The 19,976-nt window shown below is 56.2% G+C and carries 20 protein-coding genes; 5 read left to right on the forward strand and 15 right to left on the reverse strand.

What is annotated here, in order from left to right; genetic code table 11:
- Nucleotides 1-30: 30 nt before the first annotated feature.
- From ACK4FF_RS07965 to ACK4FF_RS07990, 6 genes are all read right to left on the reverse strand, one after another.
- On the reverse strand, nt 31-753 hold the full coding sequence (locus ACK4FF_RS07965) for a response regulator transcription factor (RefSeq protein WP_409707084.1): 723 nt from the start codon (nt 751-753) through the stop codon (nt 31-33).
- A 69-nt stretch (nt 754-822) separates the two neighbouring features.
- Nucleotides 823-1,257 carry a group I truncated hemoglobin gene (locus ACK4FF_RS07970; protein WP_409707087.1) on the reverse strand — a complete coding sequence of 145 codons (435 nt, stop codon included), beginning with the start codon at nt 1,255-1,257 and terminating at the stop codon, nt 823-825.
- Between the two features lie 11 nt (nt 1,258-1,268).
- Nucleotides 1,269-2,204, reverse strand: a complete 936-nt coding sequence (locus ACK4FF_RS07975; RefSeq protein WP_409707089.1) for a DUF3034 family protein — start codon at nt 2,202-2,204, stop codon at nt 1,269-1,271.
- 66 nt (nt 2,205-2,270) lie between these two features.
- Nucleotides 2,271-2,846, reverse strand: a complete 576-nt coding sequence (locus ACK4FF_RS07980; protein WP_409707092.1) for a phosphoribosyl-AMP cyclohydrolase — start codon at nt 2,844-2,846, stop codon at nt 2,271-2,273.
- A gap of 198 nt (nt 2,847-3,044) precedes the next feature.
- Nucleotides 3,045-3,749: a response regulator transcription factor gene (locus ACK4FF_RS07985; protein WP_409707095.1), complete on the reverse strand. Its 705-nt coding sequence runs from the start codon at nt 3,747-3,749 to the stop codon at nt 3,045-3,047.
- Nucleotides 3,746-5,356, reverse strand: coding sequence for an ATP-binding protein (locus ACK4FF_RS07990; RefSeq protein ID WP_409707098.1), 1,611 nt, complete (start codon nt 5,354-5,356; stop codon nt 3,746-3,748). Before ACK4FF_RS07990 ends, ACK4FF_RS07985 begins: the two co-directional genes overlap by 4 nt.
- A 221-nt stretch (nt 5,357-5,577) precedes the next feature.
- Here ACK4FF_RS07990 and ACK4FF_RS07995 point away from each other — a divergent pair, with 221 nt between their 5' ends.
- Nucleotides 5,578-6,267 (forward strand): DUF2490 domain-containing protein, encoded by a 690-nt coding sequence (locus ACK4FF_RS07995; protein ID WP_409707101.1) that lies wholly within the window; start codon nt 5,578-5,580, stop codon nt 6,265-6,267.
- 41 nt (nt 6,268-6,308) lie between these two features.
- Here ACK4FF_RS07995 and ACK4FF_RS08000 read toward each other — a convergent pair whose 3' ends face one another.
- Nucleotides 6,309-7,700 (reverse strand): OprO/OprP family phosphate-selective porin, encoded by a 1,392-nt coding sequence (locus ACK4FF_RS08000; protein WP_409707104.1) that lies wholly within the window; start codon nt 7,698-7,700, stop codon nt 6,309-6,311.
- A 190-nt stretch (nt 7,701-7,890) separates the two neighbouring features.
- Here ACK4FF_RS08000 and ACK4FF_RS08005 point away from each other — a divergent pair, with 190 nt between their 5' ends.
- Nucleotides 7,891-8,829 (forward strand): class I SAM-dependent methyltransferase, encoded by a 939-nt coding sequence (locus ACK4FF_RS08005; protein WP_409707107.1) that lies wholly within the window; start codon nt 7,891-7,893, stop codon nt 8,827-8,829.
- Nucleotides 8,830-8,847: 18 nt separating this feature from the next.
- On the opposite strand, the gene ACK4FF_RS08010 is transcribed toward ACK4FF_RS08005, so the two are convergent.
- Complete coding sequence (locus tag ACK4FF_RS08010; RefSeq protein ID WP_409707110.1) at nt 8,848-9,513, reverse strand: TetR/AcrR family transcriptional regulator; 666 nt, start codon at nt 9,511-9,513, stop codon at nt 8,848-8,850.
- 100 nt (nt 9,514-9,613) lie between these two features.
- Here ACK4FF_RS08010 and ACK4FF_RS08015 point away from each other — a divergent pair, with 100 nt between their 5' ends.
- From ACK4FF_RS08015 to ACK4FF_RS08025, 3 genes are all read left to right on the forward strand, one after another.
- Nucleotides 9,614-10,957: a GDSL-type esterase/lipase family protein gene (locus ACK4FF_RS08015; RefSeq protein ID WP_409707113.1), complete on the forward strand. Its 1,344-nt coding sequence runs from the start codon at nt 9,614-9,616 to the stop codon at nt 10,955-10,957.
- A gap of 5 nt (nt 10,958-10,962) precedes the next feature.
- Nucleotides 10,963-13,260, forward strand: coding sequence for a TIM-barrel domain-containing protein (locus ACK4FF_RS08020; protein WP_409707116.1), 2,298 nt, complete (start codon nt 10,963-10,965; stop codon nt 13,258-13,260).
- Nucleotides 13,261-13,365: 105 nt separating this feature from the next.
- Nucleotides 13,366-14,289 (forward strand): NAD-dependent epimerase/dehydratase family protein, encoded by a 924-nt coding sequence (locus ACK4FF_RS08025; protein WP_409707119.1) that lies wholly within the window; start codon nt 13,366-13,368, stop codon nt 14,287-14,289.
- Here the strand turns inward: ACK4FF_RS08025 and ACK4FF_RS08030 are convergent.
- From ACK4FF_RS08030 to ACK4FF_RS08060, 7 genes are all read right to left on the reverse strand, one after another.
- A complete protein-coding gene (locus ACK4FF_RS08030; protein WP_409707122.1) occupies nt 14,281-15,255 on the reverse strand; it encodes a glucokinase in 975 nt (324 codons plus the stop codon). The two genes, ACK4FF_RS08025 and ACK4FF_RS08030, sit on opposite strands and share 9 nt — an antisense overlap.
- A gap of 3 nt (nt 15,256-15,258) precedes the next feature.
- Nucleotides 15,259-16,284: a LacI family DNA-binding transcriptional regulator gene (locus ACK4FF_RS08035; protein ID WP_409707124.1), complete on the reverse strand. Its 1,026-nt coding sequence runs from the start codon at nt 16,282-16,284 to the stop codon at nt 15,259-15,261.
- A gap of 17 nt (nt 16,285-16,301) precedes the next feature.
- Nucleotides 16,302-17,492 carry a hypothetical protein gene (locus tag ACK4FF_RS08040; RefSeq protein ID WP_409707127.1) on the reverse strand — a complete coding sequence of 397 codons (1,191 nt, stop codon included), beginning with the start codon at nt 17,490-17,492 and terminating at the stop codon, nt 16,302-16,304.
- A gap of 23 nt (nt 17,493-17,515) precedes the next feature.
- Entirely contained in the window at nt 17,516-17,938 is a 423-nt protein-coding gene (locus ACK4FF_RS08045; protein WP_409707129.1) for an ExbD/TolR family protein, read from the reverse strand.
- Nucleotides 17,939-17,948: 10 nt separating this feature from the next.
- On the reverse strand, nt 17,949-18,371 hold the full coding sequence (locus ACK4FF_RS08050) for an ExbD/TolR family protein (RefSeq protein WP_409707132.1): 423 nt from the start codon (nt 18,369-18,371) through the stop codon (nt 17,949-17,951).
- A gap of 24 nt (nt 18,372-18,395) precedes the next feature.
- Nucleotides 18,396-19,241: a MotA/TolQ/ExbB proton channel family protein gene (locus tag ACK4FF_RS08055; RefSeq protein WP_409707135.1), complete on the reverse strand. Its 846-nt coding sequence runs from the start codon at nt 19,239-19,241 to the stop codon at nt 18,396-18,398.
- Nucleotides 19,242-19,302: 61 nt separating this feature from the next.
- Nucleotides 19,303-19,947, reverse strand: coding sequence for an energy transducer TonB (locus ACK4FF_RS08060; RefSeq protein ID WP_409707138.1), 645 nt, complete (start codon nt 19,945-19,947; stop codon nt 19,303-19,305).
- Nucleotides 19,948-19,976 lie beyond the last annotated feature (29 nt).

The following is a 19,976-nucleotide window of genomic DNA, read 5'->3' on the forward strand; positions in this document are numbered from 1 at the left end:
CTGTCTTGACAGGCCCTTGTTCATGGTGCATCAGCTTTCAGTTTCAGCCAGCAATTCAAGCCGGTAGCCCAGTCCGCGCTGGGTATGAATCAGCGGAGGATACCCCTCAAGATCAATCTTGGACCGCAGCCGGCGAATGTAGACGTCCACCACATTGGTGAGCGGATCTTCATTAAGCCCCCAAACGTTGGACAGGATACGCTCGCGACTGAACAAGCGGCCGGGCGAACTCATCAACAATTCGATCAGCGCCAGCTCTTTGGCCGTCAACTGAACCTCACGGCCAGCGCGGGTCAGCTTCATGCGCTCCAAGTCCAGTTCGAGGTCGGCCACACTCAGCTTTCGGCTTTGGCTGACCGTATTCACCTGTGTACCACGCCGCTTCAGCGCTTCAATTCGGGCCAGCAGTTCATCAAACGAGAACGGTTTGCCCAAGTAATCGTCGGCCCCGGTCCGCAGGCCAAGCACACGGTCCTGAACAGTGTTCAAAGCGGTCAGCATCAGAATGGGGGTGGTATTTCGCTCGGCACGCAGCGTTTGGCAAACATCCAGGCCGGAGCCGTCAGGCAACATCACATCCAGAAGGATGACCGCTTCTTCAGACGACTCTGATTTCGGGTTGGCCAGCTCACGGGCCAAGGTCAGGCCGACAGAGGCAGTGGCTGCAACCGTTGTTCTGTAGCCCTCCGCCTTCAAGCCTCGATCCAGGAAAGAGGACACACGCGCATCGTCTTCAATGATCAGAATTTTCATCGGTACTACCAAAAAAATGGGATGCGCCGCTGGAGCAACCTGCGCGACGCATCCCGGAAGGGTGATCAATCAGCGAACTGTAATGACATCCCGGTGCATCGGTGCAAGCATGGACAGGATTTCCAGTTGCTTGTCAAAGGGCACACCTTTGGCGTTCATGCTGGCCTGCAGTACTTCCACCAACGCATTGAAGTGGGCTTTGGTGATGTTCATGCCTGCATGCGCAGCCTTCATGTCCAGGCCCACATACTTGCACGGGCCACCGGTTGCCTCACACACTTGGTCAGTGAGCTGAGAGGCCAGTCGGGCTGCATCGGTGTTTTTGAACTGCTCACCAATCCGGCTGTCGGCCTTCAGGCGCTGTACAAAGTCATCCATCAAACTCCGGATGTTGTCCTTGCCACCCAACTGCTGATACAGACTGGGCTGCGCGGGCTGTGCCATCACTGGGGCGCTCAACATCAAACCACTGGCCACCAAAATAGCCATCATCGACTTGTTCATGATTGATACTCCTAGAATGCGAACTGCGCGGACACATACACACCACGTTGATCCCGGTTGCCCGTGGTGGCAGGCACAATGCGCCCAAGATCAACATAAGCAGCGGTCAGGGACACATTTTTAGTGGGTGCCCAGGCGACGAAGAGGTCTGTCCAGTCATCGGCCGCCAAACCATTGCCAAGGCCAGCGGCACGCCCTGCGTTCTCCAGCTTGTTGGGCATGACCCGGTATTCAACGCCGACCGCCACGTTGTTGCGCAGCAGTTTGGCCAGAGACACCTCGGGCACAAAGTCATAATCAGTTTCATCGCCACCCAGACGAGCGCCGAAGCCCAGCAAACCGTTTTGGTTGGCTTTGGTGGCGCGCAAGGTACCGTTCACCAAGATGCCTTGCTTCAAGAACAGCTTGGTGCCGGACACGTAGAAGTCAGTGCCCGTGCGCTTTGCACCCAATGCATTAAGCGTGGCGTCAAGCCCGGTGCTGTCCAAGGACTTGTGCTGCAAACCAATGGCCACCTGCGGCAGGTTGCTGTCGGAATCGAGTACGCCGTCACCGAACAGTTTGTACTTGACGCCCACAATGGTTTGGTCCAGTTTCAGGCCAGGCAAACCCAAACCTTGCCCTGTGATGCCAGTGTCCAGTGACTGACGCCCCAGTGACAACTCCAGCTTGTCGTCCCAGCCAAAGCTCACGCCCTGAGCATTCAAGGAGTAATCGTCTGTTCGAACATGGGTCAGGTTGGTGGCAACCCCCCACTCGTTCTCTGTGGCTTGGGTCCCAATGAAGGCCCATGGGGTCAGGCCACCACCACCGGCGCCCTCAATGGTGCTGACGCCGCCGGTCAACACCAACTTGCCGGTTTGGGCTTTGGCAGGCATGGCCGCCAACGCACCCAGCACCGCAATTGTCATGGCGGAAATGCGCCACACGTGTGTGCTCATTGTCATGATTGCTGTCCTCGTTGAGTCGTGTAGGACGAGAGGGAATGCCCCTCTCGGCTTAGTCGTCTTGCATTACTTGGGGGAGTAAGGCAGCGAGGAGTGGTGGAGTACGATGCGCAGATTGCCTGTGCTGTCTTTCACGTAGCCCCAGGTTTTGTCAACTGTGGTGACTTTGCCTGCTTTGTCAGTGATAGACACATTGCCCATGGAGATCGCGGTATTGCCGTGCAGATGAATACCCGTGTTCTTCACGTCCACTGCACGCCAGCCTTTGAGGGCAAAGCCGCTGTCGTTGGGGTAGTTCTTGTCACCACCCACGAAGTAAGCCAAGGCACCTTCTTTGGTGGTTCGGAAAGTTTGGGGCGCTACGGTCAGTGTCGGTTTGAACAACACAGGGCCCATGTTGTAACCATAAGCAGCGTCCAACACGGCATTGGCTGTTTCGCGGGCTTTGTTCAGGCCACCGGCTTCAAAATCGCGAGAGATTTGTACGAGGGCCTTGCCCCATGCTTGCTGGGCTGCCAGCACTTCAGCTTCAGTAATGTTCGAGCTGACGACGGGGGCATTTGCAGAGGCAACCAAAGGTGCCGATGTGCCCAAAACCAGAGCGGAAATGAGGGCAGTTTTTTTCAGTGCGATCACGTTCATGGGGTACTCCTTCATTCATTTGCGGGTTGTTCACCGGTGTGCACCATGCACTCCCGGCAACAGGCTTTACGATTGATCTTGCTTGCCTGCCTGCAAACCATTGTGGAGAGCGAACCTGACAGGGGGGCTGATCAATCCATGAATTTCGGAGCGAGAAAGAATGAACGAAAGATGAAAAAGTATTTCAGGGCAGTGGGATTACGTGCCCTCCTCTAGGCGATAGCCGAGGCCACGCTGGGTTTGAATCAAGGGCTTGAGACCTTCGATGTCGATCTTCGCGCGCAGACGCCGAATGTACACATCCACCACATTCGTCAATGGGTCTTCATTCACTGCCCACACACTGGCCAAAATACGCTCGCGGCTGAACAAGCGGCCGGGGGCACTCATCAACAATTCGAGCAAAGCCAGTTCTTTGGCCGTCAACTCAATAGGCTGGCCGGCACGGCTGACTCGCATCTTGTCGAGGTCAAGTTCCAGGTCAGCCACTTGAAGCACTGATTTTCGTTGGCGATTGGCTTGAATGCTGCGACGGGACAATGCCTCAATTCGGGCCAGCACCTCTTCAAATGCAAACGGCTTGGGCAGGTAATCGTCGGCCCCCAAACGCAAACCCGCCACTCGGTCTTCCATGGCACTCAAAGCCGATAGCATCAACACCGGAATGAACACCCCAGTGCTTCGCAAGGTTTGGCAAACATTCAAGCCATTCATGTCGGGTAACATCACGTCCAGCAAAATGACGGCCTTGTCGCCTTCACCCATGTTTTGCGCAAGCTCACGGGCATAGGCCAGTCCTTCTGCACCGTTCTTGGCCCATTGAACCAGATAACCCTCGGCTTTTAAGCCACGTTCAAGGAAGGAAGCAACCCGTGCGTCGTCCTCAACAATCAGAATATTCAAACTTCAACCTCCAAGGTGGATTCAAAAACTGGCAGAACCACACGAACGGTGGTCCCTTGGTTCAAGGTGCTTCGCAACTCGATGCTGCCGAAATGGGCGCGTGCCAGGGCGCTGGCCAGCGGTAAACCGAGGCCGCTGCCGTCAGGCCTGGCTTGTTTGGCGTTGTCGCTCCGGAAATGCCTGTCCCACACGCGCGGCAGCTCTTCAGAGGGTATACCAATGCCGTGGTCCTCAATTTCCACTTGAGCAATGCGTCCGCCTTCAGCATCCTGCAATTCGGTGCAGCGTACGCTGACCACAGACCCTTGCGCTGAGTACTGAACGGCATTGTCCAGCAGGATCACAAACAGTTGTGTCAGGCGCTGACGATCGCCAAGTACCATCGCACGCGTATCCAGTTCGGTACTCAAAGACATCTTTTTCTTGTGCACGGTGGGCATAACCTGATTCATCGATTCAAACAACACCTCATTCAAGCGCAAAGGGCTGCGGTCCACAGCCAATGAATCAATGTCGCTTCGGGCCAGCGTGAGCATGTCTTCAATCACCAAGCCCAAGTGTTTGGCACCATCACGAATGCGCACCAAGGTGTCCTTGTACTCCTCAATTTCCTTGTCCTTGCCGCGCAAGGTGATTTCAGCTTCGCCACGAATGGCTGTGGTGGGTGTTTTCAGCTCATGGCTGATGTCGGCAAACATTTGCCGACGTCGCAGGTCCAGCTTCTCAAGCCGGTGCAACGCTTCTTGAACTTCATAAGTTCGCTGCGTCACCAAACGTTCCAATTCTTCACGCGCCTCAATCTCCTGCCCGCGCAAGCGGGACAGTTCCCTGGCCATGCGGTTGACCGAGCGCGCCAGTTCGCTGAACTCATCATTGGAGTTCTCGGGAATTCGGTAGTCCAGGTTGCCGCTTTCCAGCTCGCGTGCACCATTGGAAATGCGTTGAAGTGGCTTGCGCAAAGCCTTGGAAAAGTAGCCCGCGAGCACCACAGCAATCAGTGACAAACCGATGGTGGCTGAAATGGCGATGACGTTGAGTAATTTCAGTGAAGCATCCGCAGCGGCCCGGTCACGTGCTGTTGCAATCTTTTCCCGGGAAATGCTTTCGGCCAGCAGGGTACGCATATCCAAACCATCGCTCATGTCGAACGCCTGATTGATGTGGCGCCACTCCACAGCATCGCGCCTTGGCTGCCCCATCAGCGCATTGACATTGCCTTGGAGGGTTTTGACACTTTTCCGAAGTATTTCAATGGCATTGGCACGCGCAGCGTGTTCGGCATCCATTTCCCGATCATTGGCATACAAGGCCGAGGCCCGCTTGGCCAGCCGGTCAAGCTGATCGAGAATTGAGAACATGTTCTTCTGAATTTGGGCGATTTCATCAGGATTAACAGGCCCACCCAGCAATTCTTCAGACAGCAGGATACGCAGCCGTTGCTTGTTGGCGGACAAATCAATGAACCCCACCAGCAATTCGTTGGCGACGCGCCCGCGTTGAATGTTCTGGTCGACCACCTGCAAGATGGACCCACCCAATATGCCCTGAATGACTGACGCGATGGCCAGTACGCTGAAGGCCCAAAACAGCCTTGATTTGAACATCATTTTGAAACCTCATTGCGGTGAAGTCGATTGGTCAGCGGACTACTTGCCCGTAACCGAAGTGAAACACCAGTAATCCCTGTGCCCTTGGACTGTGAAACTCTCTTTAAGTTGTTCATCTTCTGTTCATTTTTTTGAGCAGACTTGTTCATTTTTCGGTCAGCCCATTAGACACCTGCCCCACCTACACTTCGAGCTTTCTATGTCCGCTTCAGGAAACAGACATGAACGCATCAATGACACGCCGACTGGCCAGCGCGCTCCTGCTTGGCTGTGTTGGACTGGCCCCTGCCGCCCACGCCAACCAAGAGGATAACCGCCTTTGGAGTTCGCTCATCACTGAAGGTCAATTGGGCAGCACCACACGGTGGTTCCTAGAAATCCAGAATCGGCTTCGAGACGACGCGACCAAACAAGACCAGTTGATTGTTCGCCCGGCGGTCAGTTATGCATTGACCGACCGGTCGACCCTTTGGCTGGGATACGCCCACGTCGAAACCCGCAACAACCAGGGCAGCACCAGTGAAAACCGCCTGTGGCAACAGTACCAAGTGACCGGTAAATGGGACACCTTGAATTGGCTTTCACGCACCCGGCTGGAACAACGGGACTTGCAAGGCCAGCCCGATCAGTCCCATCGCTTGCGTCAAATGATCCGCTTCAGTCACCCTGTGTCGCAAGGCAGTGCATGGAGCTATCTGGGTTGGAACGAGTTATTCATCAACCTGAACGACACCAACTGGGCCGGTGGTAGTGGCATCAATCAAAACCGTGCCTTTGCAGGAATGCTGTTCAAAACCTCGGACAAATCAAGGATTGAATTTGGTTATCTGAACCAAGTGGTCAACGTCACCACTGGGCGGGAGAACCAAACCAATCACATTGCCTCAGTGCTTTACATCCACGGTTTCTAACCGAGGGCTTCAGGCCCGTCAACGATGGGCCTGAGCCCCGCTCAGTACACCAACTGAAAGCGGCTCATGACGATCTGCTCTTCCTGGCGATCGCGGCCACCCAGCGCCCCGCCGCTGAATTGAGTGCTGTTGAAATCTACAGACCATTTCGCTGCCTTGTTGATGTGCCAATTCAAACCCACGCCAAGGTTTCTGGCTTTGCGTGCCGCAACATCCGGGTCAGCCAGCCTGTCAGCCCCACCCCGGTAGGCCGCATCATCGATGTCAAGGCCAGAAACCCGGAACGCCAACTCAACTGCGCCTGAACTGTTTCCCTGCCCCAACTTGACCCCTCTGAAAGTGATGGGCTGACCTGTGGGTACCCAAGACAGCGTTAAGTCGTAACCGGTGTTTCGAACGCTTTTTTCAACACCAGCACGAGTGAGCTCTTGCTCAGAGATTCCATACTCAGCCACCACGCCCCAGTTCTGGTGAAAGTAGGACAACTGTGGAAACAGGCGATGATGCGTGCCCGATGCAGCCACACCATTGGCATAGGTAAAAAACTCCTCCTGAGAAGCCGACCTGTAGCGGGCCAAGGTATTGGCGGTGTTGGCCGCGTTGCCCGTGGACGATTTTTTGCTGCCGTGCGTCAAAGACACGCCAAAACCCAAGCCCTTCCATACGGACGAGTCATGAATAAACGGTTCAGCAAACACACGGGCCTGAATCTCCTTACCGGCATCATCCCTTGAGGACACATCACGTCCGTCAGCAGCACCATTGAATAGACCAAACACAGTGTTAAGACGCCCATCAACCCAGCTTGAGTTCAAGCTCAAACCCAAATCGCGGTTGGGGGCCAGTTCATTGGCCAAGCCCCTTTCGATCAAAGGCAGAGCTGTCGCAACCCTGATTCGGTCAATACTCACGGCTGTTTTCTGTTTCCCAATTCGTACAAACTGATTGGCGGCGACGGGCACATCCGCAAACGCATCCAGCAAAGAAATGTTGGCCCCGGTTCCGTTGCCACTCAGCTCGGGAACAATCCGAAAACCAATGCCTTGCACCTTGCCCGACCATGTCGGACGAATTCGGCGCAGCAGGAAGCCATCGTCGAATTCAGCACCGGTGGCACTTTGTCCTGAGACAAAAAACCTCGCATCAAACTGGGCGATTGCACTGAACTGCAATTCATTGCCAGAGTTGTTGGCCACGGGCGCAACTTCCTTCACAGGGGCTGCCACCTGCACAGGTGCGCTGGCTTGAACTTTAGCCTGATCCTGAGCCTGTCGGATGTCCAGCAGTATGCGCTCAAGCTCTGCAATTCGACGTTCAAGATCCTGTACCTGAGGCGAATCCGCTGAATAAACTGCGGTGGGATTCGCAAGTGCAAACAACACGGCCAGCCCCAGTGCAGGGCCATTCCGGTGTAGCAGGGTTTGTAAACGCATGATGTACTCCAGTGGTTAATTTGGCCTCACAGAATGTCGACAAACCTTACTGGATGGAAGGATGAATTTTCTATTTAGAAATCATGGATTTGAATTAATACAGCGTTCATCTGGCGTTCATTTTTCACAGTGTATATCGTTCAATTAATCGGCCCACACTGAAAACCCGATGTTGTTTCAGGAGCGCCTTATGCAAGCCGAATGTGTCGTTTGTGGCCATGAGATTGATGAGTGCTGGCATGAGTCCGACAGCAAAACAGAACGCCTGCTGATGATCGGCATGTGCCCGCGCTGTGGCCTTGTGCAACAGCTTTTCCAGCCCACACGGGAAGTACTTGACCAGTATTACCGCAAGGAATACCGACTTGACTACAAGGAAACCTACACCCCAAAAAGCAAGCATGTGTACCGTGCGATGAATGTGGCCAAGGACCGATTGGGCTTCATGGCCAGGGCTGGCCTTCGCAGCACTGGCGCCAGCCTGCTTGATGTAGGATGCGGAGGCGGTGAGTTTTGTGCTGTCGCCGGTAAAATGGGCATCAAGGCCAAGGGGGTTGACCTCAACGAAGGCTACGCCAATTACGCCAAAACGGAACTGGGCGTGGATGTCATGACTGGGTCTATCGATGATGTACTGGGCCAAGAATACGATGTCATCACCATGTTTCATGTGCTGGAACATCTGCCCTCACCCGAAGCCACTGTCCGCTCATTGTGGTATCGCCTCAAGCCCACCGGGCATGTGGTCATTGAGGTGCCCAACATCCACCAGAATGACGCGAGCCCACACAACATTTACTTCAAAGCCCACCTTCATTACTTTTCCCACAGCAGCCTGCGCTGCGTAATGAGCCGATATTTCTATCCTGTGTACTGGGAAGACGAGGGCAATCTAAAAGCGGTCTTTAAGAAAAGGGCGGAGCCCCGGGAGGAACTTGTTTATCCTGATGCAACAGAACTTCAAACCACGCGCCAACGGCTTAGGGAAAAAGGATGGGTGGAATACCTGTTTGCGGGTGGCGGTTTACGCAAACCTTTCAGAAAGCTGACCAACAGCGTCGATGAATTGCGTGTTCGTCAAATGCGGCCAGCCGAGTTGCTCAGGCTGACCATGTCGATGAGCAATTGAAAACTTGGGGGGGTTACCTTAGTTGTACCCTCGCACCCCCAACTCCCGCCCCACTCCTGCGAACAGCCGCTCTGTACCCTCCACCAGCTCATCAACCGGCTGCGCGAAATCGGTGGCAATCCAGTTTTGGCACAGATGGATTAGCGCGCCCACCACCGCTTTGGCCATGACGCGGAACACTTTGTCAGAAGGGGCTTGTCGACCCAGCAAAGGACGAGTGACCTGTAGCAGCAGTTCCACGAAATCGTCGTAGCGTGCGCCGTACATGTCCCCCAACTGGCCCCGCACGTTCATGGCCTCCACCATCATCAGCCGCGCCTTGACCGGGTTTCGACGAACAAATCCGAATGTTTCCTTCAATCCAGCCCGAACCAGCTTGGGGGCATCGGCCATGTGGGGCGTCATCTTCACCAGAATGGCTTGAAAGTACTCTCGGGTTACCGATTCATAGGCCGCCGTCAGCAGCGCTTCACGGCTGGCAAAGGCTTCGTAGAAATAGCGTTTGGTGAGCGCAGCCTCAGCACAGATCATGTCGATGCTGACTGCACTGAACCCTTGTTCCCCAAACAGCCGGACTGCGGCATCCACCAAGGCCAATCGGCGGGCGTTCTGCCGCTCTTGGGCGGACTTTCCAGCATAGGGCCTGGCGGGTTTGATCGATGAATCGTCGGCTTGAGTCGTCAACTTGACACTCCTGTATTTGACACCGAATCGTATCACTTTTATTCTGACACCACACCGTATCACAATTTACAACCTGTTCCACTGCCAACTCATCACGGACATGAACCACACTCCACTGATCTTGCTGTGCAGCGCTTTTTTACTGGTGGGTGGCTGTGGCGAAGACACGCCAACGCTGGACAGCACCGGATCGCCGGTGCGTCCTACCGAAGTGAGTACCTGTACTTCCAGCCCGTCCTTCAACTCAAGCGTTGCAGCAAATACCCTGTGGAAAGCAGCACCCGGTGATGCGTTGATTACCCATCCCATCAGCGGTTTGTCCGTTCGGCAATCATTTGCGCCCCACGGCCATGGCGATGTCATCCGCTTGCGACTGAGCAACCGTTACAGCAACCTGCCCGTCACTTTGCGGAATGTGTACCTTGCGCAAGAGGCCAGCCCGGGAAGTGCCAGCATGCTGCCCAACACGTTCTGCCTGTTGAGCTTCAACGGTGAGCATGAAGTGACTTTAGAACCAGGCGAAACATTGACCAGCGACTGGATGAGTTACCGGGTAGAACCCTTCAAACGCCTAGGGGTGAGTTTCTATGCCCCCGGTGTGACACCGCAGGTGACCCGACACTTGAATGCGAACGAGGTGTTGTACCTGAGCCTGCCCGGTGACCACACAGCCCAGGCCAGCGGATCGTCCTACTTGCCGGCACCCGACGGTTACACGGCCAATTTTCTGGTGATTGAAGCCTTGGAAACTCTGAGGTCAAACGCAGTCACCACTTTGGTCACGGTGGGCGACTCCATCACCGACGGTGCAGATTCAACAACCGGCTTCTTGGACGGACAAGCCTCGCCTTTGACCGCCACAGACCAACGCTACCCCAACCACCTGCAACGGCGACTGATTCAAGCAGGTTTACCATTGACAGTGGCCAATGCGGGAATTGGTGGGAATGAACTGCTCAAGGACGGCTGGTTGCCCCAGTTTGGCAAAGCCCTGCTGACAAGGTTTGACAGTGATGTGCTTCACACACCGGGGCTTAGCCACATTCTGTTAATGATAGGCACCAATGACTTTGGCAACCCAAAACCTGCGGGCAGCCCAAGTGTCGAGCAAATGATCGCTGGCTACACCACGCTTATTGACAAAGCCCACAAAGCCGGGGTGAAAATTGTGCTGGGTACCATTCCACCGGCTGAAGGCACAGTCACAGAGTTGCTGCCTGTACTGCATGGCACTGCCGAGGCACGACGCAAACGAGACCAGACCAATGCGTGGATACGTACACAGACGCTGAGCGATGGCATCGTGGACTTTGAAGCCTGCCTTGAAAACAAGAAGCGCAAAGGCTACATGGCGCCCCAGTACAACAGTGGAGACAATCTGCACCCAAACCCTGCGGGCTATGCCGCCATGGCGGACTGTATCAACCTTGACCTGTTTCGGTGATTACCATGCATACACACATCGCCCTGATTCACCGAGCCTTGGGCATAGGCCTACTCACATTCGGTTTGTCCGCATGCTTGAGCCAAGGCGACTCGGCCCCTGCGGCCGCCTCTGGGCCATCCAACGTGACGCCCTCAGAAATTGACCTTGGTGAGGAACGGATTGTGCTGGCCGGTGATGGCGGGAAAGTCGTCATTACACGCTCGCCCTTGCGCATCCAGTTCCTGAATGCCGACGATACAGTAGTGCTTGAACAGGTGGCAGCAGATACAACACCCTTGAGTCCATCCTTCATGCTCAAGGAACCTCTGGGCAGCGCTCATTTGCCGCAACAAACGGTGTCCACTCCATTTGGGTACACCGTGGGCGTTGATGTTGCCCCTCAGTTTCGCGCCACGCCATGGGTGGGCAATACAATCACCCAAGCCACCTTGGGGCTGGCCTACCATGGCACACGCATTACCCAAGCCAAAGCCACCGGCAAAGGCCTGGAACTGCTGATTGCCACCAATGACCCCATGGGCCGAGTGATTCAGGGCACTGTCCGGGCAGCCGAGCAAGGCAGCTTCGAGGTGTCCATGAACGTCACGCCTGCTCTGGGTGTGGTCACGGTCAGCGACAATTTTGTGCTTAAAGCCAATGAGTCGTTTCACGGCTTTGGCGGGCGCCACAACGCGGTCAACCAACGCGGGAACGCGCTCACCAATTTCATTCAAGCCCAGAACGTGGGCGCAGGCCCACTGGCCCCTGCGGCCAATGTCGCTTCAGGCCGAGGCGAAACCTACATGTTTCCATCTGGCCCGGACGCCGCCTATTACATCTCGACCGCCTTTGCGTCCACGGGTGGCTATGGCTTCTTTCTGGACAGTACCAAACCATCCCGTTACGACCTTGGATCGAAGAACAACAACACCTGGCAGGTGAGTGTCTCGGGCGCGGAAATGACTTATCTGGTGATTCCCGGTGGCGTGAAGAACAGCGTGAAAGGACTGTCGGCCATACAGGGGCGACATCGCGTTCCACACACCGATGATTTAGGGCCAACCCTGTCACGTGCGGTGCGAGTGCTGTCTGCACAAGCCGATGACGCGCAAAGCTACGAAGCAAAAATTCGGGATGATCTGTCAAGAATTGACACGCTGGGTTTGCCGGTGAAAGGCTATGTCTTTGAAGGGTGGGAAATTCTGCCCCGAGACACCAGCAAAGCCATCATCAAAGCACTGCACGACCGCAATATTCGCGCTTACCTGTACATCCGCAACTATGTGGGGATAGACCCTGCCAACACCGAGCGGACCGAGACCTTCACCGAGGCTTTACAGGAGGGCTACGTGGTGCGCGATGCAGTGGGTGGCCCATACCTGTTTGGCACACCCTTTGGCGGGCTGGGTGCAGCCATCGATTTCACCAATCCAGCCGCCGTCGCCTGGTGGGAGAAACGGATTCGGGAAATGATTGTCGACCTTGGTGCCGATGGATTCATGCAGGATTTCGGAGAACACATTGCCTTGGACATGCGTTTCTTCGACGGCAGCACCGGAGTTACCATGCACAATCACTACCCCACCGTGTTTCACCAAACCACCCGGCGCATTGTGGACGCCATTGAGCGCAGCACGGGCCGTCGTGTTTTTTTCTGGACCCGAGCAGGCTACTCAGGGCGACAAGGCAGTTCCGCCTTTGAGTCGTCCAACTTTCCCGGTGATGAAACCAGTGATTGGTCGCGCGCATCAGGCCTGGCCTCATTGACCACTGACATGCTCAGCAGGGCCAGCACAGGCGCCTATGGCTTCAACACCGACATTGGCGGTTATTTCGACTACCACGTTGGCGCACCTGACGCGGAATTGTTCACCCGATGGTCATTCTGGGCAGCCCTGTCCCCAGTGTTTCGGGTTCACAACTCCTCAAGCAACGGGGTGCGGATGCCGTGGTCGTATGACGCAGCCACACTGGAGAATTGGCGTAAAGCAGCGAACCTGCATTTGAAAGCTGCACCGCTGATCATGAAACTGTGGGCAGAAGCCCAAACCACGGGCATTCCGCCCACACGCGGCCTGTGGCTTGAATTCCCGGACGACCCAAGGGCCCGACAGGAAGACCAACAGTGGATGCTGGGGCCCGATGTTTTGGTGGCCCCTGTGGTGACCCAAGGCGCAACCCAGCGCAAAGTGTACTTGCCCAAAGGGTGCTGGACGCATGCTGACACAGGCACGCAATTCAACGGCCCAGCAGATGTCACCGTGCCCGCACCCATCGCTTCACTGCCCTATTTCTTCAAATGCGGCACCCAGCCCTTCTGAAGTGAGGGCGAGTTTGGCAACGCCTGGGCAAAGTCGGCCAAGTGTGGCGGTATGCTGACGGCAGTGCAGACACATGCACACCCCCACACCACCACGGAGACTTCAATGCACACCATTCTGGGCGCCAGCGGGCAAATTGGACAAGAGCTGGCGCGGGCCCTGCACCGGGACTTCAACGTGCCCGTGCGGGTGGTGAGCCGAAAACCGCAACGCGTGAATGACAGCGATGAGTTGCTGGCAGCCGACCTGCTGGATGCTGAGCAAACCCTGCATGCGGTAGCGGGGTCGGACGTGGTGTACCTCACCGTTGGCCTGCCGATGAACACGCAGATGTGGATCGACCAATGGCCGGTCATGATGCGCAATGTGATTGACGCCTGCGCGCAGCACCAAGCGAAGCTGGTGTTCTTTGACAACACCTACATGTACCCGCAAACCAGCGAAGTGCAAACCGAAACATGCCGCTTCCAGCCCCATGGGCTTAAAGGGCATGTGAGGGGTGAAATTGCCAATTGGCTGTTGCAGGCCATGGAAGCTGGAAAAGTGAACGCCCTGATTTGCCGCGCCCCTGAATTCTATGGCCCGGGGCTGACGCAAAGCATCACCAACAGCACGGTGATAGAACCGTTGAAAGCGGGCAAAAAAGCGCGGTTGTTTTTAAGGGATGACACCCTTCGCACGCTGATTTACACCCCCGATGCAAGCCGTGCCATGGCCCTCTTGGGCAACACACCCGAGGCGTTTCGCCAAACCTGGCACCTGCCTTGTGACGACAACCGCGTGACCTATCGGGAGTTTGTTCAACTGGCTGCCAAGGCGTTGGGCGCAAAGCCCGACTATGTGGTGGTGAAGAAATGGCAGTTGGTGCTGGCGGGAATGTTCAATCAGCGTATTTGCGATGCTGTGGAACTGCTGCCCCGCTATGCGGTGGACAACTACTTCAACTCGGACAAATTCAAGGCGGCGTTTCCGGAGTTCAAAGTGACACCGTTGGCGCAGGGGTTGGAAGAGATTGCCTCGTCAAGGTGAGTGCTTGAGGGATTGACTCAATATAGCGGCTGAGCCCATCAAGCCCGGAAACTCCGCCAGCGAGAGCACCACAGGCACGCCCTGCAGCAAGGATGCAAACCGGCCTTTGTTGGTGAAACTTTCCACGAAGCGGCTGCACAGCAAGGTTTCTTGAATGCGCGGCAGAATGCCACCACACAAGTACACACCGCCGTACGCGCCCACGGCCAACACCATGTCGCCAGCGTAGGCACCTAGCATGGCACAGAAGCGGTCCAGGGCCTCTTGGGCCAGCCTGTCGCCGGCGTGGGCGGCGGCGCTGACCTCGGCGGGTGTGCGGCACTGCACCGCCTGTTGGCGCAAGGTGGCCAGACAGTCATACACATTGACCAAACCCTGACCACACAGAACGCGTTCAGCAGACACGCGGCCATTGTGACGTTCAAGCAGCAGCTTGAGTATCTCGATTTCCAACTCATCTCGCGGGGTAAAACCCACATGCCCGCCTTCGGTGGGCAAGGCTGTCCATTGGCCGTGCAGGTGCACCAACACCGAAAAACCCAAACCGGTGCCCGGGCCAATAACCACCCGGGGTTGCTGGCCTTGCAAAGTGGCTTGACGAATCGGCAACACCTCATGGGGGGCCAGGCTCAGCATGCCCATGGCCATGGCTTCAAAGTCGTTGACTACATGCAGGGCCTGTACATTCAAGCTGGCTTTCAGGGCGTTGCGTGAAAAGCTCCATGGGTTGTTGGTGAACTGAATGTGATCGTCACTGACTGGACAGGCCACCGCCAAGCATGCCGCATGTATACGATCCACCCCACGGTTGGACAAGTAATCTTCAATGGCTGCTTGCAGGCTCGGAAAATCGGCGCATTGCCGAACCTCGACCGCCTCAAGCGCTGGTGAGGCACTGTTCACAAGCGCCAAGCGCACATTGGTGCCGCCGACATCACCGACAAGGCAAACTTCAGGATTGGACATACATCACACCGAGCGCGATGATTCGCGCGGCATCAACTGGGTGGGCAAACTCACGGAAGGGGCTGGCTTGCCCTGTATTTGGGCCACCAGTGCCTCCAGAATGGCAGGGCCTGCCAGTTCAAGGGGCTGGCGCACCGTGCTGAGGCGGGGCCTGAAATGCGACGCCATTTCAATGTCGTCATACCCCACCACTTGCACCTGCTCGGGGACTTGAATGCCCTGCGCCGACATCAAGGAGATGGCGGTGAAGGCCTGCAAATCGGAACTGGCGAACACGCCGTCGAAATCAATGGGCGTGTGCTCCATGCGCCTGCTGAGAATGGGGCGAGCAGCGCTGGCTTCAAAGGGCAAGGCCAGCACCAGCGACTTCTTCACCGGCCTTTTGAACTCCTCGTGTGCGCGGCAGTACCCCGCATAACGGGCGTTGGCCTCGGGCCATGAAGTGTCGCCCAAAAAAAGAATTCGCTTGCAACCGGCTTGCAGCAGGTGTTTGGTGGCTTGGTAGCCGCCCAATTCATTGTCGCTGCCAACCGAGCAATACAACTGCTGAGGCATTTGCGCACCCCACACCACCAGGGGCAGCTTGCGCATGGCCATGAGGTTGAGGTCATCGTGGTGGTGCCATTGCCCAATCACAATCAGGCCGGCCACACGCCCGCTGGTGTGCAGGTCGGCGATGGAAGCAAGGTCGTTCTCGTCCACGCGGGACAACAACATTTCATAGTTCTGATCGGTCAGCGTGGTGGCCAGTACACCAACCATGCTCAGGAAAAATGGGTCACTGAGGGTTTGGCGAGAATGAGGGTCGTAGGGGATAACCACGCCGATGGTGCGGTTCTCACCAGACCTCAGATTTTTAGCGCCCACGTTCACGGTGTAATTCAGTGAACGGGCCAACTCAAGAATGCGTACCCGCGTGGCCTCATTGACCAAGGTACTGCCCGACAAGGCACGGGACACGGTGGCCGTTGAAACACCGGCCAAACGGGCGATGTCCGCCATCTGCAATTTGTCGGGCTTGTCTGCCACGCTCAATTACTCCTCTATCAGGGGCGCAAGGCCAATAACCACAACTCAGCCAATTTTCCGCACTGCGCATCCGTCAGCAAGCGGGCCATTTCGGCCCTCGCCTGCTCATGCTGGCCCACCATGGCTTGGGCTACCGCATAATTGACTCGAACCACAGAAGGCACTCCTACGGCAACGCCTTCACTCATGGACTTAAGCCCGGCGTCAACACGGCCTGCCAGCACTTCATTGTACCCATTGGCCACCATGGCTAACGGAGACTTGGCTTTACCAGACGGCTGTTTGGCCTCCAGGGCCAACAACTTCTCCACCTGTTTGCGCCGGTCAGCGTAGGCGTCTTTCACGTCAGCATGGGGCAACAAGCCCATTGCAACGCCAAGGTCAAGAAATTGCGCAGCCTCCAGAGGATAACCCGCTTTGATGGCGGCATCGGCGGCGTCAATGAATTCGCCGGAATCACGATACGAACGGGTGGCGCGCAGCAGGCGATAGAACTGCAAATCACCCACGGCTTTGAATGCGCCATCGGCTTGGCTGCGGTACAACAGGTCCGACCAGTACTCGGCATTCGGATAATGCTTGACGAGTTTGCGCAAGGCGTTTTGATACATCGCCCAATCTGTTGCTTCGCTGGCGGATGCGGCCAGCAGTTTCAGCATCTCTTCAGAGGGCGTGGCCTGTTGGCGCTCCAGAACATTCAGCAGCGGGAGGGCGCTTTGAATGGCTTGTGTGTATTGCTTGCCCAAATAATTGGCTTTCAAACGCAACTCAAGCAGGCTTACATCAGCGGGGTTACGTTCAAGGAATTGGGTACACGCCTGTGCAAGTTCCTGAAACTGGCCTTGTTTCATCAAGGCGGCCAACAGGCTTTGCTGCACAGTACCCCGTTCCTGTTCGTTCAGGAACGCGCTGCCCAACACCTCGCGGGCTGACTTCACGGCCACAGCATATTGCTTGTCACCCAAGGCCGCCCCAACCAGCAGGCGGTTCAAGGAGAACCGCTCAAACGCGGTCAGCGACTCCGCCTGCAATGCAGCCATGAGCCCTGCACTGGCGGCAGAATACTGTTTGCCACCCAGTTGTTCAACAGCCGACTTCAATGCCTTGCCCACAGCGGGGCCAACAGTGGGCTCATTACCGGCAAACGCCGGGCCAGCCAGCAAGGCGATCAACAACAAGCTGGCCAATCGATGGGGTATACGGCGCATGGGCTTACCTCGTGGCTTGTCGTTCACTGAACGAACCGCTCGTTGCCCACAATACCGATGTTGTTCACACCGAGGCGTTGTGCGCTGGCCATCACAGCAGCCACATGCTTGTAGGCTGTGGTTTTCTGAGGCTTCAGGTGAACCTCAGGCTGCTCCGGCAATTGGCTGATGCCCTGGAGTTGTTGCTCCAGGCTTGCACGGTCAGGCACTGGGGTGCCATTCCAGAACACTTGGCCATTCTCGTCGATGTCGATCTTCAGGATCGTCGGCTCTTTGAGGGACTTGGCTGTGCTGGCTGTCGGCATGTTCATGTTCACTGAATGCAACTGAACGGGAATGGTGATGATGAACATGATGAGCAACACCAACATGACATCGATGAGCGGTGTGGTGTTGATTTCGGACATGACCTCATCATCACGCCCAGACCCAGTATTCATACCCATGTTGCTCTCCTCAATTGCGCGCCGGGGGAATGGTGATGAAACCCACTTTGGCGATGCCGGCACGCTGCACATTCAGAATCACCTTCGCAATGTGCTCGTAGCTGGTTTCCTGATCGCCCCGAACATGCACCTCAGGTTGAGGTGTTTTCTGGGACGCAGTTTTCAGTCGGTCCAGAAGGTCGAGTTCTTCGCGGATGTACAACTCGTTCCAGAACACTCGCCCTTGTGCGTCCACAGCCAGGTTGATGTCCTCGGGCTTGGTGGCGCGCGCCTGATTGACCTCTTCAGGCAGGTTCACCTTGGCCGTTTGCACCACCACAGGAACCGTGATCAGAAAGATGATCAGAAGCACCAGCATCACATCCACCAAAGGCGTGGTGTTGATGGCGGAGATGACGCTGTCGTCGTCATTGGAACCGATGTTCATACCCATGATTAAACCCCTGGATTGCGATGGTTACTGGGCCTTGGGCTTGGCACCACCCAGCAGCACTTTTTCAAGGTCTGCGGAGAAGGCGTGCACCTGAGCAATGGCGGCCTTGTTGCGGCGAATCAGCCAGTTGTAACCCAACACCGCGGGCACAGCAACGGCCAGACCAATCGCGGTCATTATCAGCGCCTCACCCACGGGCCCTGCCACCTTGTCGATGGATGCCTGACCTGCAATACCAATGGCGGTCAACGCGTGGTAAATACCCCAAACGGTGCCGAACAAACCAATGAAGGGGGCTGTCGAACCCACCGTGGCCAGGAAAGACATGCCGATTTGCAGACGGGACTGGATTTCTTCAAAGGCGCGGTTGAAGGCCAGTTCAATCCACACGTTTTTGCTGATTTCCTGAGCCAATTGACCGGTGTGCTCATTGCTGGCATTGATGGCATTGTCGGCCACGAAGTGGAAGGCACTGCTTTCGTCCAGCTTCTTCAAGCCGTCATTGACATTGCCAGCGCTCCAGAAACTGTTGCGGGCCTGGGTGGCCTGGCTGAAGAGTTTTCGCTGCTCAAGCAGCTTCGTGACGATGACATACCAACTGCCCATGGACATGATGATCATGATGATCAATGTGCCTTTGGCCACAAAGTCGCCTTGGGCCCAAATGGCGGACAAGCCATAGGGGTTCTCCACTTCTTCCTTCTTGACTGAAGGTGGCATGGGTGGCGCCTGCGGTACATCTTGTGCAGCCTGTGCGGCGGGCGCTGTGGCGGGTTGGGCTTTGTCCTGCGCGATGGCTTGGCCAGAGCCCATGCCAACCACGAGCATCAGGGCAGCAATTCCTTTGAGGATCGAGAGTGCTGATTTCATTGTTGTCTCCATGACATTAAAACGAGGATTCGACGAGCCGTGAGTGGGGTGCAACGCTGCACTACTCCAGACGCCATTCGTACTTCAATTGCGCCCAGCCCTGGACCGGCTTGCCATCCGATGTGCCCGGCTGAAACTTGCACAGGCTCAAGGCCTGCCGTGCTGCTTCATCCAGACGGGCATAGCCGCTGGACGACTTCACTTCACTCTGTACTACGGTGCCTTCTGCGTTCACGAGGAAACGCAACACCACAACGCCCTGCTCTTCTTCGCGACGCGACACTGCTGGGTACACAGGCTTGCGACATGCGGAGGCATTCACCTGGGGGGGTACCACCACTGGGTCGCGGTGCACCTCAACCACAGGGGCTGGTGCTGAAGGGGGCGGCGCTGTGTTGGACGATGTAATGCTGGGCGCATTGCTGGGTGCTGCCTGCACCGGCACTTCCACCGGCGGCACATACGCAGGAGGCGGTGCGCTGCTCTTGGGTGGAGGGGGAATATCCTTGGGCGGCGGAGGCGGGGGAGGAGGAAGCTTCTTCAACTCCTCAATGATCTTGGTCTCCAGCGGCGCTTGAACAATGTCAACCACTTTGCGTGCAAGGCCATTGACCAAGGCGTACACGATGCCGATGTGCAGCAGGGCCACGACGATCAGGCCAGTGTACTTTCTGGCTGGGCTTTGTTGGGTTTTCGAAAAATTCATGTTTCACTGCCTTGCGTGAAAGGATTGGA

The organism is Limnobacter sp. (genome assembly GCF_046297615.1).
GTDB lineage: Bacteria > Pseudomonadota > Gammaproteobacteria > Burkholderiales > Burkholderiaceae_B > Limnobacter.

Bases quoted from the DNA above. Each gene is read 5' to 3' on its own strand.
- ACK4FF_RS07965 (WP_409707084.1), bottom strand. From the start codon at position 753: ATGAAAATTCTGATCATTGAAGACGATGCGCGTGTGTCCTCTTTCCTG.
- ACK4FF_RS07970 (WP_409707087.1), bottom strand. From the start codon at position 1,257: ATGAACAAGTCGATGATGGCTATTTTGGTGGCCAGTGGTTTGATGTTG.
- ACK4FF_RS07975 (WP_409707089.1), bottom strand. From the start codon at position 2,204: ATGACAATGAGCACACACGTGTGGCGCATTTCCGCCATGACAATTGCG.
- ACK4FF_RS07980 (WP_409707092.1), bottom strand. From the start codon at position 2,846: ATGAACGTGATCGCACTGAAAAAAACTGCCCTCATTTCCGCTCTGGTT.
- ACK4FF_RS07990 (WP_409707098.1), bottom strand. From the start codon at position 5,356: ATGATGTTCAAATCAAGGCTGTTTTGGGCCTTCAGCGTACTGGCCATC.
- ACK4FF_RS07995 (WP_409707101.1), top strand. From the start codon at position 5,578: ATGAACGCATCAATGACACGCCGACTGGCCAGCGCGCTCCTGCTTGGC.
- ACK4FF_RS08000 (WP_409707104.1), bottom strand. From the start codon at position 7,700: ATGCGTTTACAAACCCTGCTACACCGGAATGGCCCTGCACTGGGGCTG.
- ACK4FF_RS08005 (WP_409707107.1), top strand. From the start codon at position 7,891: ATGCAAGCCGAATGTGTCGTTTGTGGCCATGAGATTGATGAGTGCTGG.
- ACK4FF_RS08015 (WP_409707113.1), top strand. From the start codon at position 9,614: ATGAACCACACTCCACTGATCTTGCTGTGCAGCGCTTTTTTACTGGTG.
- ACK4FF_RS08020 (WP_409707116.1), top strand. From the start codon at position 10,963: ATGCATACACACATCGCCCTGATTCACCGAGCCTTGGGCATAGGCCTA.
- ACK4FF_RS08025 (WP_409707119.1), top strand. From the start codon at position 13,366: ATGCACACCATTCTGGGCGCCAGCGGGCAAATTGGACAAGAGCTGGCG.
- ACK4FF_RS08030 (WP_409707122.1), bottom strand. From the start codon at position 15,255: ATGTCCAATCCTGAAGTTTGCCTTGTCGGTGATGTCGGCGGCACCAAT.
- ACK4FF_RS08040 (WP_409707127.1), bottom strand. From the start codon at position 17,492: ATGCGCCGTATACCCCATCGATTGGCCAGCTTGTTGTTGATCGCCTTG.
- ACK4FF_RS08045 (WP_409707129.1), bottom strand. From the start codon at position 17,938: ATGGGTATGAATACTGGGTCTGGGCGTGATGATGAGGTCATGTCCGAA.
- ACK4FF_RS08050 (WP_409707132.1), bottom strand. From the start codon at position 18,371: ATGGGTATGAACATCGGTTCCAATGACGACGACAGCGTCATCTCCGCC.
- ACK4FF_RS08055 (WP_409707135.1), bottom strand. From the start codon at position 19,241: ATGAAATCAGCACTCTCGATCCTCAAAGGAATTGCTGCCCTGATGCTC.
- ACK4FF_RS08060 (WP_409707138.1), bottom strand. From the start codon at position 19,947: ATGAATTTTTCGAAAACCCAACAAAGCCCAGCCAGAAAGTACACTGGC.